Origin of the sequence: Pseudomonas sp. B21-023 (genome assembly GCF_024749165.1) — a bacterium.
Classification (GTDB): Bacteria; Pseudomonadota; Gammaproteobacteria; order Pseudomonadales; family Pseudomonadaceae; genus Aquipseudomonas.
Genome location: NZ_CP087190.1, coordinates 1,050,639 through 1,063,151 on the forward strand (window position 1 = coordinate 1,050,639; position 12,513 = coordinate 1,063,151).

Genomic DNA, 12,513 nt, shown 5'->3' on the forward strand with positions numbered 1-12,513 from the left:
TTCCATTTGCATGCGGTTGGCGTTTATCCCGACTCTCAGGACCCATCGAAGACGTGAACAACAATAATCCCCTTCTCCAGCTGCGCCGCCTGGCGCTGGCCCTGGCGGTCAGCGCCGCCGCCGGCAACAGCTACGCCGATACCATCCAGATCCAGGCCCAGCCATTGGCGGGCGCACTCAAGCAGTTGGGCCAGCAGACCAACCTGCAACTGTTCTTCAGCCCCGAGCTGGTGGACGGCAAGCAGGCCCCGGCGGTGTCCGGCAACCTGGCGCCGGAGCAGGCCCTGCAGCAACTGCTGCAAGGTAGCGGGCTGACCTTCGAGCAGTCCGCGGACACCGTGGTGGTCAAGCCGGCCCAGGCCGCCGGTACCCTGACCACCGGCAGCCTGGAGCTGGCGCCCACCGATATCAAGGTGGTCGGGGACTGGCTGGGTGACGCCGACCAGAGCGTGGTGCAGAACCACCCGGGCGCGCGCACCGTGGTACGCCGTGAAGCGATGGTGGAGAAGGGCACGATGAACGTGCGTGACGCCCTGCGCGGTATCCCGGGCGTGCAGGTGCAGGATTCCAACGGCACCGGTGGCAGCGACCTGTCGCTGAACGTCGGCGTGCGTGGCCTGACGTCGCGCCTGTCACCGCGCTCGACCGTGCTGATCGATGGCATCCCGGCGGCCTTCGCCCCCTACGGCCAGCCACAGCTGTCGATGGCGCCGATCTCCTCGGGCAACCTCGACAGCATCGATGTGGTCCGCGGTGCAGGCTCGGTCCGCTATGGCCCGCAGAACGTCGGTGGGGTAATCAACTTCGTCACCCGGGCGATACCCGAGAAGGCCAGCGGCGAGCTGTCCACCACCCTCGAGACCTCGCGCGATGGCGGCTGGAAGCACACCGAGTCGGCCTTCGTCGGCGGCACTGCCGACAACGGCATGGGCGTGGCGTTGCTGTATACCGGCGTGAATGGCGATGGCTATCGCGAAAGCAACAACGACAACGATATCGACGACGTGATGCTCAAGACCCACTGGGCACCGACCGATGTCGACGAGTTCTGGCTCAATTTCCACTACTACGACGGCCGCGCCGACATGCCGGGTGGCCTGACCCAGGCGCAGTACGATCACAACCCCTACCAGTCGGTGCGCGACTACGACTACTTCAGCGGCCGCCGCAAGGACGTCTCGTTCAAGTGGCAGCGGCAGATCGACGACGCCACCCAGTTCGAGGTGCTGACCTACTACACCGACAGCTTCCGTGGCAGCGCCATCGCCGCCCGCGACCAGAAGACCCTGTCGTCGTACCCGCGCAACTACCACACCTTCGCCATCGAGCCACGTCTGTCGCGGATCTTCTTCGTCGGCCCGACCACCCAGGAAGTCAGCGTCGGCTATCGCTATCTGAAGGAAGCGATGCGCGAGCAGTCCACCCGCCTGGCGCTGGTCGACAACGTGCCGACCGTGACCCCGACCTCCGACGGCCATGTGTTCCAGGACCGCAGCGGTGGCACCGAGGCCAGCGCCTACTACATCGACGACAAGATCGACGTCGGCAACTGGACCATCACCCCGGGCATCCGCTTCGAGCACATCAACACCGACTGGCGCGACCGCCCGGTTATGGACGCCAACTATCGCCCAGTGCCGGAGAAGAACCGCAGCATCACCAGCAACGAACCGCTGCCAGCGCTGAGCGTGATGTACCACCTGTCCGATGCGTGGAAGCTGTTCGCCAACTACGAGACCTCGTTCGGCAGCCTGCAGTACTTCCAGCTGGGCCAGGGCGGCGTCGGCGACAGCACGGCAAACGGCCTGGAGCCGGAGAAGGCCAAGACCTACGAAATTGGTACGCGCTATGACAACGGCAACTGGGCCGGTGAGCTGACAGCCTTCTACATCGACTTCGACGATGAGCTGCAGTACATCAGCAACGATGTCGGCTGGACCAACCTGGGGGCGACCAAGCACCAGGGCATCGAGGCCTCGGCGCGCTACGACCTGTCCGGCCTGGACCCACGCCTGCAGGGGCTGTCGGTGAATGCTGGCTACACCTACACCCGTGCCACCTACGAGGGCGAGATCCCTGGTTTCAAGGGGCGTGACCTGCCGTTCTATTCGCGCCAGGTGGCCACCGCCGGCGTGCGCTACGAGGTCAACCGCTGGACCTGGAACCTGGATGCCTACGCCCAGTCGAAGCAGCGCGCGCCGGGTACCGGGATGAACGCCGATGGCAGCTTCAACGGCAACTACATCACCCAGCCGAGCGCCGACGGGCAGTATGGCGACATTCCGGGCTACGTCACCTGGCATGCCCGGGGTGGCTATGCGTTCGGGCCGCAGCTGTCGAACCTGAAGCTGGCCGCCGGGGTGAAGAACCTGTTCGACAAGCAGTATTTCACCCGCTCCAGCGACAACAACGCGGGGATCTATGTGGGTGAGCCGCGCACGTTCTATGTGCAGGCCAGTGTAGGGTTCTGATCCAAGATTGCGGGGGCTGCTTTGCAGCCTTTTCGCCGCAGTTCGTCGCCACGACAAGCCGGCTCCCACAGTAGTAGCTGCGGCCAATACCTTGTGGGAGCCGGCTTGCCGGCGAAAAGGGGCGCAAAGCGCCCCCGGCTTTCTATCAGGAGGTCACTGCCTGCGCCGGCGACACGATCGAGGTCTTCGCCCCGCGCGAGCGCCCAGAACTCAGGTACGCCGCAATCGACTCCTGTGTCACCTCTCCCAGGAACACCTGTTCGGCATCCAGCACCGGCAACCACGCCCGATTGAACTCGTACATGCGCGACAGCAGGATGCGCAGGTGCTCATCGTGCGCCGCCGTGGCATTGAACGGACGCAGGAAATCCGCGCACGTCCCCTGCTGGCGGTGCATGTCGCGGCGGCGCACATAGCCCAGCGCGCGATTCTGCGCATCGGTCACCACCACGTAACGGCGGTCATGCTCGTCCAGCAGTTCCAGCGCATCGCTCACCGGTGTTTCCGGACTCACCGATGGTGCGTTGTCCGCGGCATCCTCGGCACGCACCAGCAGCAGGCGCTTGAGCGTGCTGTCCTGACCGACGAAGTTGCTGACGAAATCGTCCACCGGGTGTGCCAGCAGGGTGTCCGGGTGATCCAGCTGCAACAGCTTGCCGGCGCGGAAGATGGCGATCTTGTCGCCCAGCTTGATGGCCTCGTCGATGTCATGGCTGACCATGATCACCGTCTTGTTCAGGGCCCGCTGCATCTCGAAGAACTCGTTCTGGATCATCTCGCGGTTGATCGGGTCGACCGCGCCGAACGGCTCGTCCATCAGCAGCACCGGGGCCTCGGCGGCCAGGGCGCGGATCACGCCGATGCGTTGCTGCTGGCCACCGGACAGTTCACGCGGGTAGCGCTGCAGGTACTGCTTGGGCTCGAGCTTGATCATGCTCATCAGCTCGCGGGCGCGATCGTGGCAGCGCTGCTTGTCCCAGCCGAGCAAGCGCGGGACCACGGTGATGTTCTCCTCGATGGTCATGTTGGGGAACAGGCCGATCTGCTGGATCACGTAGCCGATGTGCCGGCGCAGGGTCACCTCGTCCAGGCCGGTGGTGTCCTCGCCATTGATGAACACTTGCCCTGAGGTCGGGGTGATCAGGCGGTTGATCATCTTCAGCGTGGTGCTCTTGCCGCAGCCGGAGGGGCCGAGGAACACGCAGATTTCGCCTTCGTTGACGGTGAGGCTTACCGCGTCTACGGCTTTGACGTCCTTGCCGTTGACGTTGAAGGTCTTGCTGAGGTTCTTCAGTTCGATCATGAGCGCAGTCCTTCTGGAGTCAGGGCACGTTGCAGGGCTTGCAGGATCAGGTCGGCGATGATCGCCAGCAGGCTGACCAGCACCGCGCCGACCAGCAGCATCGACATGTCGCTGCGGCTGATGGAGGTAAGAATGAGCACGCCCAGGCCGCCGGCGCCGATGGTCGCGGCGATGGTCATCACGCCGATGTTCATCACCACGGCGGTGCGCACGCCGGCGAGGATCACCGGCACGGCGATGGGCAACTCGACCATGCGCAGGCGCTGGCCGAAGGTCATGCCGATGCCGCGTGCGGCTTCACGGATACCGGGCTCGACGTTGGTCAGGGCCAGGTAGGTGTTGCGCAGGATCGGCAGCAGTGAATAAAGGAACACTGCAGTGATCGCCGGCAGTGGCCCCAGGCCCTGGCCGAACTTCGAGTAGAACGGCAGCAGCAAGCCGAACAGGGCGATCGAGGGGATGGTCAGCAGCACGGTGGCGCTGGCCTGCAGCGGGCCGGCGAACACCGGGAAGCGGGTCATCAGGATGCCCAGCGGCACGCCGACAAGGATCGCCAGGCCCACCGCGATGCCGACCAGCATGATGTGCTGCCAGGTCAGTTGCAGGACCTGTGCCCAGTCGAGGTGGACGAAGGTGTCGAGCAGGTTCATGGCTGTACCTCGCTGAGTGGGTGCTCACGCAGGAACGCGGCGGCCACCACCGTCGGGCTCTGGTGCTCGACATCGACCTTGGCGTTGAGCTGGCGCATGGTCTCGTCGTCCAGCTGTTCGGCCAGCGGCTTGAGCAGGGTGGCCAGCTGAGGATGTGCGTCGAGCACGGCCTGGCGCAGCACCGGGGCGGCGGTGTAGTCGGGGAAATAGTGCTTGTCGTCTTCCAGCAGCTTGAGGTCGAACGCGTTCAGGCGCCCGTCGGTGGTGTAGACCAGGCCGGCGAACACCTGGTTGTTGCGCATGGCGGTGTACACCAGGCCACCGTCCATCTGGCGGATGTTGCGCCGGTCCAGCGGCAGCTCGTACAGCTCGCGCAGGCCGACCAGGCCATCCGGGCGGTTGGCGAACTCGGTGTCCAGCGCCACCAGGTGGTTGCGGTCGGCTTCGTCATGCAGCACCTGGTTGAGGTCGCTGATCGAGTTGATCTGCGGGTAGGCCGCGGCGACTGCCTTTGGCAGGCCCAGGGCGTAGGTGTTGCTGAACTTCGACGGAGTCAGCCAGACCAGGCCCTTTTTCGCGTCGAGCTCTTTCACTCGCGCATAGGTGGTTGCGGCGTCGGGCATGCGCTCGTCGATATGGTTGTACGAGACCAGCGATACGCCGGTGTATTCCCACATCAGGTCGAGCTGGCCGGTTTCCTGGGCCTGGCGGGCGATGTTGCTGCCCAGGCCGGTGGTCACCCGCACCTCGAAGCCGTTGGCGCGCAGGTGCTGGGCGGTGATCTCGGCGAGCACGGTCTGTTCGGTGAACACCCGGGCGCCGATGCGGATCTGTGGTTTTTCCGCGGCCTGGGCAACGCCTGCGCAAAGCAGGGCCGCGCCCAGGAACAAGGCGATTGTCTTCTTCATGCTTTGCCTCTTCTTATTGGGCCAGGCCACGTTCCAGCCAGCGCTTGCTGGAGAAACTCACCAACGCATCGAGCGCCAGGGCCAGCAACGCCGTGCAGGCGGCGCCGAGCAGCAGCTGCGGCTGGTTGTTCAGGGCGATGCCGGGGAAGATCAGGCTGCCCAGGCTGTTGGCGCCGATCAGGAACGCCAGGGGCGCGGTGCCCACGTTCAGTGCCAGGGCCACGCGCACGCCGCCGACGATGATCGGCACGGCGTTTGGCAGCTCTACCTGCCAGAGTTGCTGGCGCGGGGTCATGCCGATACCGGTGGCGGCTTCCTTGAGCGAGGCGGGGACGTTTTTCAGGCCCTCGTAGGTGTTGCGCACGATGGGCAGGAGGGAGGCGAGGAACAGTGCGAAGATCGCAGGACCTGCGCCGATGCCCAGGATACTCAGGGCGATGGCCAGAACGGCCAGGGGAGGAATGGTGTTGCCAACGTTGAACAACTGCATGAAGCGCTCGGCCTTGTCGACCCGGTGCGGTCGACTCAAGGCAATGCCGGCGGGGATGCCCACGGCCAGCGCCGCCGCCATCGAAGCCAGCACCAGGACCAGGTGCGCTTGCAGGTAGAACCCAAGATCGTCGCGGTAGCGGGCGATCGTGTCGATGCCGATCCAGTGGATCAGCAGGGCCAGGATGACGAGCACGGCGGCCCATCCCAACAGCCCTTTTCCGTAGCGTGCAGCCACAGGCGGACTCCTTTTTTATAGTCGGCGATCACACCCCCGTGCGGCCGGCCATTCCTGGCGGCGGGCAGCGTGGTCGCGAGTAGCAGCCCGATGCGCGGCATCAGGCCATGAGCCGAACCCCGTCGGGCTCGTGAAGCAGGTGAAACCAGCCCTGAAGCGAAGCGGCTTGCAGGGGAGTGGACGTCTCCGTGGGCGTAAAGGTTCCCATCTGGGGCGGCATTTGGCCAGTGTTAATCACTGGGGTGTAGGAAATTTCGCGCGATAAAACAGCGTAAATATTACGTGGAGGCGTTGAAATTCCTGCTATCGAGGCGTTTGTCGGCACGATCAAGATCGCGCAGGGAAATTCGTTCAAAGAGGAGAAAATCGTGAAGACACTCGAAGAAGTCATGGCCAGTCTGTCGCCGGAACGCAGAGCGAAAGCGGAAGCGCGAGGCCGCGAGCTGATACAGGAGGAGATTTTGAGTAATCAAATCGTGATTTCAGCTTCGACACGCTCGCAAGTGTGTGATGGCCGCAAGGTGCATTTTTGATATTGAGTACGGACGGCCAGGTGTAGGGCGAGAAATTAGCGGTGTTCTCAAGATCGAGCGCCGCCCGCGCGGCGCATCGCTGGCAAGCCAGCTCCCACATCTGTTTCGGGCCAGTCGCTCCTGGCCTATCTCCACTGTCCGCCTTGTTGGCATGACGCGGTTTCGAGGTGGGCATTGCTGACCTCTCGCAAGACTTGAGGCATGCACCAAGGCGGGCAGCGGTACCTTCACAGGAATAATTGGCCCGAAACAGATGTGGGAGCTGGCTTGCCAGCGATGCGCCGCGCGGGCGGCGCTCGATCTCAAAGGCGCCACAAGATTTCCGCCATGCACCAGCAGATTTTGGCCCCTGCCCCGACTTCAGGTATGATATCGCCCCTTTTTGAATCCCCAGTCAGGCGATTTCCCATGACCAACCAGGCCGCCGAAGTCGCGAAGCGCCGCACTTTCGCAATCATTTCCCACCCCGACGCCGGTAAGACCACCATCACCGAGAAGCTCCTGCTGATGGGCAAGGCCATTGCCGTCGCCGGTACCGTGAAGTCGCGCAAGTCCGACCGCCACGCCACCTCCGACTGGATGGAAATGGAGAAGCAGCGCGGCATCTCCATCACTACCTCGGTGATGCAGTTCCCCTACCGCGAGCATATGATCAACCTGCTCGACACCCCCGGCCACGAAGACTTCTCGGAAGACACCTATCGCACCCTGACCGCGGTGGACTCGGCGCTGATGGTGCTCGACGGCGGTAAAGGCGTCGAGCCGCGCACCATTGCCCTGATGGACGTGTGCCGCCTGCGCGATACGCCGATCGTCAGCTTCATCAACAAACTCGACCGGGACATCCGCGACCCGATCGAACTGCTCGACGAAATCGAGGCGGTGCTGAAGATCAAGGCCGCGCCGATCACCTGGCCGATCGGTTGCTACCGTGATTTCAAGGGCGTGTATCACCTGGCCGGCGACTACATCATCGTCTACACGCCGGGGCATGGCCACGAGCGCACCGAAGCGAAGATCATCGAGAAGCTCGACTCCGATGAAGCCCGCGCCCACCTGGGTGATGAATACGACCGTTTCCTCGAACAACTCGAGTTGGTGCAGGGCGCCTGCCACGAGTTCGACCAGGACGCGTTCATCAATGGCCAGCTGACCCCGGTGTTCTTCGGTACCGCATTGGGCAACTTCGGTGTCGACCATGTGCTCGACGCGGTTGTCGACTGGGCGCCGCGCCCACTGGCCCGTGTCGCCCACGAGCGCACCGTGGAACCGGTGGAAGAGAAATTCACCGGCTTCGTGTTCAAGATCCAGGCGAACATGGACCCGAAACACCGTGACCGTATCGCCTTCATGCGTATCTGCTCGGGCAAGTACGAGAAGGGCATGAAGATGCGCCACGTGCGCACTGGCAAGGACGTGCGCATCGGTGATGCCCTGACCTTCTTCTCCTCCGAGCGCGAGCAACTGGAGGAGGCCTATGCCGGCGACATCATCGGCCTGCACAACCACGGCACCATCCAGATCGGCGACACCTTCACCGAAGGCGAGGCGCTGGGCTTCACCGGTATTCCGCACTTCGCCCCGGAGCTGTTCCGCCGCGTGCGTCTGAAGGACCCGCTGAAATCCAAGCAGCTGCGCCAGGGCCTGCAGCAGCTGGCCGAAGAGGGCGCGACCCAGGTGTTCTTCCCCGAGCGCAGCAACGACATCATCCTCGGCGCGGTCGGTGTGCTGCAGTTCGACGTGGTCGCCAGCCGCCTGAAGGAAGAGTACAAGGTCGAGTGCGCCTATGAGCCGATCACCGTCTGGTCGGCGCGCTGGATCAGCTGCGACGACAAGAAGAAGCTCGAGGAATTCCAGAACAAGGCGGTGGAGAACCTGGCCATCGACGGCGGTGGTCACCTGACCTACCTGGCCCCGACCCGGGTCAACCTGGCGCTGATGGAAGAGCGCTGGCCGGATGTGAAATTCCGCGCGACTCGCGAGCACCACTAAGAGCAGCTGCAAGCTGCGAGCTTCAAGAAGAGGCGGGCCTGGAAAGGCCCGCCTTTTTCTTGTCGCTTGCAGCTTCAAGCGTGTAACTGACGAATGTCAGTTGCCGGCTTTTATGCTGGTCCAGATCCGCGTTCTGATGCGGTCGATCTTCGCCGGCATCGCTTCCAGCGCGTACAACTTGCCCATCACGTCGTCACTCGGGTAGATCATCGTGTTGCCCTTCAGCGCCGGGTCCACCAGCGCATCCGCCTGCTGGTTGCCATTGGCGTACTGCACGAAGTTGCTGATGTTGGCCATCACCTCCGGCTGCAACAGGTAGTTCATGTACGCATATCCGGCTTTCTCGTCAGGCGCATCGGCCGGCATGGCCACCATGTCGAACCACATCGGCGCGCCTTCCTTCGGGATCGAGTAGCCCACCTTCACCCCGTTCTTCGCCTCCTCGGCACGGTTCTTCGCCTGCAGCACGTCGCCCGAGAAACCCACCACCAGGCACACGTCGCCATTGGCCAGGTCGCCGGTGTACTTCGAGGAGTGGAAGTAGCTGATGTACGGGCGCACCTTCATCAGCAACGCCTTGGCCTTGTCGTAGTCCGCCGTGTTCTGGCTATGGTGCGGCAGGCCCAGGTAGTGCAGGGCGATCGGCAGCAGCTCGGGGCCGTTGTCCAGCACCGCCACGCCGCAACTCTTGAGCTTGGCGAGGTATTCGGGCTTGAAGAACAGGTCCCACGAATCGATGGGCGCATTGTCGCCGAGCACCGCCTTGACCTTGTCGATGTTGTAGCCGATGCCGGTGCTGCCCCACAGGTACGGGAAGCCGTACTGGTTGCCCGGGTCGTTGACCTCCAGGGCCTTGAGCAACACCGGGTTGAGGTTCTTCCAGTTGGGCAACTGCGACTTGTCCAGCTGCTTCAGGGCTTTGCCCTGGATCTGCCGGGCCATGAAGTGGTTGGAGGGGAACACCACATCGTAGCCGGAGTTGCCGGTCATCAGCTTGCCGTCGAGGGTCTCGTTGCTGTCGAACACGTCGTAGGTGGGATTGATGCCGGTGGTCTGCTGGAAGTGCTTCAGCGTGTCCGGGGCGATGTAGCTCGACCAGTTGTAGATCTTCACCGAGTCGGCGGCACTGGCAACGCTGGTGGCCAGCATCAGAGGAGCGAGAAGGAGGGTGCGCATGTCGGGGTTACCTTGCTTTGTCTGTTGTTATCGAAGGCAGGCGATCAGCGGATCAGAAAATGAGGACGTAGGTCTTGCGCACGGTCTCCTGGATATCCCAGGTGCCGAGGCTGTTGGCCGGTAGCATCAGGGCGTCTCCGGCTTCTATGACCAGGGGCTCGCCGCCGTCGGGAGTGAAGGTGCAGCGGCCCTTGATGAAATGGCAGAACTCCTGCTGCACGATCTGCCGCCGCCAGCGCCCCGGGGTGCATTCCCAGATGCCGGTCTCGACGCCGTCGCTGCGCTCGACGCAGGTGACCGAGGTGACTGCGACCGGCTCGCCAAGGGGCACGGCGACCGGAGTGCTGATGTCCAGGATGACGCTGTCGGTGTGTTTGAACTGGGTGATGCTCATGACCGGTGGATCCTGTGTGGTGGTGAGGGGAAGTCAGTGCATGAAGCCTTCCATGAAATCGGCCAACCCACTGGCCAGGCGCCGCCGCCAGGGGGCGCTGGTCGGGTTGGCGAGGGTCCGGTCCTCGTGGACGAAACTCTGGATGATCGCGTTGTAGCCCAGCCAGCGGCACGGCTCGGGCGGCCAGCTGGCCAAGCTCGACAGCGGGCGGTTGTCGTGCACCCAGGGCTGCGCGGTCAGTTCGTTGTGCTGGCCGAGGATCAGCGCGGCCAGGGTACGTCCACCGAGGTTGGTGGCGCCGACGCCCTCGCCGCCATAACCGCCGGCCAGGGCGATACCGCGCTGGCGGTCGCAGAGCATGTGCGGGCGGAAGCGCCGGGCCATGCCGAGGTTGCCGCCCCAGGAGTGGGTGATGCGTACGTGCTTGAGCTGTGGGAACAGTTCGCCGAACAGGTAGCGGCGCAGCTCCACCTCGTCGGTGGTCAGGGTGAAGTCCTCGCGCAGGCGGCCACCGAAGCGGTAGCCGCCGCGGGCACCGAACACCAGGCGGTTGTCGGCGCTGCGCTGGCCATAGGTGACCTGGCGGCTGTTTTCGCTGAAGGCCTGGCCCTGGCTCAGGCCGATCTGCTCCCATGTCGACTCCGGCAGCGGCTCGGTGGCCACCAGCAGGCTCTGTACCGGCAGCTGGTGCCGCCCGAGCGGTGGCAGGCTGGCGGCGTAGCCTTCCACGGCCGGCACCACCCAGTGGCTGCGGATACGTGCCAACGGGGTGCGCACTTCGCCGGTCTGCCAGTCAATGGCTGGCGTGTTCTCGTAGATCGGCACGCCCATGGCCTCGACCGTCCGTGCCAGGCCACGCACCAGCCTGGCCGGTTGAATCGTGGCGACGTGCGGGCTGTAGAGGGCGCCGTAGGGGTTGCTTACCTTCAGCTGGGCATCCAGTTGTTCGGGGCGCAGCCAGCGGTAATCGTCTTCATTCATGCCCTGGCGGTAGAGGTCGTCGAGCCAGGCGCGCAGGCTGCGTTCCTGTTCCGGGTAGCGGGCGGCGCAGTAGAGCACTCCGCCTTTGCGGTAGTCGCAGGCGATGCCTTCGCGCAGGAGTACGTCGTGGACTTCGTCGGGGATGCCGTGCAGCAGGTCGATGCTTTCACGCCGTTGCTGCGGCGAGAGCGTGGCCAGCAGGCGGTCCTCGCCCAGCAGGTTGCCCATCAGCCAGCCGCCATTGCGTCCGGAGGCGCCGAAGCCGGCGATGTTGGCCTCGATCACCGCGATGTTCAGCTGCGGCGCCTGGCGCTTGAGGTAGTAGGCCGTCCACAGCCCGGTATAGCCGGCACCGATGATGCACACGTCGAGGTCCAGGTCCTGGCGCAGGGCCGGGCGCGCGCACAACGGCTCGTCGAGCTGGTCCATCCACAGGCTGATCGTGCGCAAAGGTTGCATCGGGTCGTGCTCCACATCCACTGAGGGTCTGTGGCGATCCTAGTGAAGCGTGGCGTGGGCTGTCTTACGTGCGTGCACGCAGGGAAATTTGCTTGAGGTAAGCCTTGGGCGACAGGCCGGTATGCTCGCGAAAGCACTTGTAGAACGCCGACAGCGAATTGAAGCCGGCGTTGAACGCCAGTTCATCGACGGGCGCCGCGACGCAGCTATTGTCCAGGCTGCTCATCAGGTGTTGCAGGCGTGCCTGGTTGACGTAGCGGTAGAAGCTTTGGCCAAGCACCTGGTTAAGCAGGTAGGAAATCTGGTTGCGGCTGTAGCCGCTTTCGTCGGCGACCCGTTGCAGGTCCAGCTCGGGGTCCAGGTACGGGCGCTGGGCCTGGAAATAATGCTCCAGGTCCTGGGCCATGGTCGATAGCTGGCGGGGAGACAGGCCGAGCCGACTGGTGGCTGGGCGCGGCCCGCTGGAGCGCAGGCCCTTTCCGTTGCCATGGACCAGCGTGGCGTACTCGTTGACCCGCCAGATCAGTCCGTCCAGCACGGTGATCGCCTCGCTGGACTGGAACGCCACCAGCCCGTCGCCACCCTGCACCGTGACCTGGTACTGGATGAACGCGGTGCAGCCATCGACGCGGATGCGGTCGCTGTGGACGATGTCCTCGCCGGCTTCATGGGGCAAGCTTGCGCGCACGTAGTCGCGCAGCTCGTCGAAACCGAGCACGCGGTTCTGGAAGAAGTCGTGGTACTGGATATCCGGGTGGTACAGGGCCATCACCCCGTCCAGGTCGCGATGCTTCCAGCACAGGTGGTAGCGCATGACGGTGGCGGCGGTGAGCGGGGTTTGCCCGGGGCCGTCGGGGACGGTGGCGATAGACATGCCGTGGATGGTGCCTCGTCATGTCCCGGTCTGACAAGAACCCGC

General features: G+C 64.1%; 11 protein-coding genes. 3 read left to right on the top strand and 8 right to left on the bottom strand.

The annotated features are described in order from the left end of the window. The first annotated feature begins 53 nt into the window (after positions 1 to 53). Complete coding sequence (locus tag LOY42_RS04845; protein ID WP_110699929.1) at positions 54 to 2,471, top strand: TonB-dependent siderophore receptor; 2,418 nt, start codon at positions 54 to 56, stop codon at positions 2,469 to 2,471. Positions 2,472 to 2,616: 145 nt separating this feature from the next. Here the strand turns inward: LOY42_RS04845 and LOY42_RS04850 are convergent, their stop codons facing one another. From LOY42_RS04850 to LOY42_RS04865, 4 genes are read right to left on the bottom strand one after another with little or no spacing between them, the layout of a single operon-like run. Next, a complete protein-coding gene (locus LOY42_RS04850) occupies positions 2,617 to 3,774 on the bottom strand; it encodes a betaine/proline/choline family ABC transporter ATP-binding protein (protein WP_139669000.1) in 1,158 nt (385 codons plus the stop codon). Beyond that, positions 3,771 to 4,424 carry an ABC transporter permease gene (locus LOY42_RS04855; RefSeq protein ID WP_110699925.1) on the bottom strand — a complete coding sequence of 218 codons (654 nt, stop codon included), beginning with the start codon at positions 4,422 to 4,424 and terminating at the stop codon, positions 3,771 to 3,773. The genes LOY42_RS04850 and LOY42_RS04855 overlap by 4 nt, the downstream gene beginning before the upstream one ends. Next, the gene (locus LOY42_RS04860; protein WP_110699923.1) at positions 4,421 to 5,332 is read right to left on the bottom strand and encodes a glycine betaine ABC transporter substrate-binding protein; all 912 of its coding nucleotides are present in this window, start codon (positions 5,330 to 5,332) and stop codon (positions 4,421 to 4,423) included. The genes LOY42_RS04855 and LOY42_RS04860 overlap by 4 nt, the downstream gene beginning before the upstream one ends. Before the next feature lie 13 nt (positions 5,333 to 5,345). After that, positions 5,346 to 6,059: an ABC transporter permease gene (locus LOY42_RS04865; protein WP_111532099.1), complete on the bottom strand. Its 714-nt coding sequence runs from the start codon at positions 6,057 to 6,059 to the stop codon at positions 5,346 to 5,348. 368 nt (positions 6,060 to 6,427) lie between these two features. On the opposite strand from LOY42_RS04865, the gene LOY42_RS04870 reads away from it, so the two are divergent. Further along, positions 6,428 to 6,592, top strand: a complete 165-nt coding sequence (locus LOY42_RS04870; RefSeq protein WP_232968153.1) for a hypothetical protein — start codon at positions 6,428 to 6,430, stop codon at positions 6,590 to 6,592. Between the two features lie 408 nt (positions 6,593 to 7,000). Next, positions 7,001 to 8,584: a peptide chain release factor 3 gene (locus tag LOY42_RS04875; RefSeq protein WP_023629783.1), complete on the top strand. Its 1,584-nt coding sequence runs from the start codon at positions 7,001 to 7,003 to the stop codon at positions 8,582 to 8,584. 96 nt (positions 8,585 to 8,680) lie between these two features. On the opposite strand, the gene LOY42_RS04880 is transcribed toward LOY42_RS04875, so the two are convergent. The 4 genes from LOY42_RS04880 to LOY42_RS04895 form a co-directional block, all read right to left on the bottom strand. Next, a complete protein-coding gene (locus tag LOY42_RS04880; RefSeq protein WP_198755464.1) occupies positions 8,681 to 9,760 on the bottom strand; it encodes a polyamine ABC transporter substrate-binding protein in 1,080 nt (359 codons plus the stop codon). Between the two features lie 52 nt (positions 9,761 to 9,812). Beyond that, positions 9,813 to 10,154, bottom strand: coding sequence for a cupin domain-containing protein (locus tag LOY42_RS04885; protein WP_139669008.1), 342 nt, complete (start codon positions 10,152 to 10,154; stop codon positions 9,813 to 9,815). A 33-nt stretch (positions 10,155 to 10,187) separates the two neighbouring features. Next, positions 10,188 to 11,594: an FAD-binding oxidoreductase gene (locus tag LOY42_RS04890; protein WP_258599939.1), complete on the bottom strand. Its 1,407-nt coding sequence runs from the start codon at positions 11,592 to 11,594 to the stop codon at positions 10,188 to 10,190. 64 nt (positions 11,595 to 11,658) lie between these two features. Continuing rightward, complete coding sequence (locus tag LOY42_RS04895) at positions 11,659 to 12,468, bottom strand: AraC family transcriptional regulator (RefSeq protein ID WP_139669012.1); 810 nt, start codon at positions 12,466 to 12,468, stop codon at positions 11,659 to 11,661. Between the last annotated feature and the right edge of the window lie 45 nt (positions 12,469 to 12,513).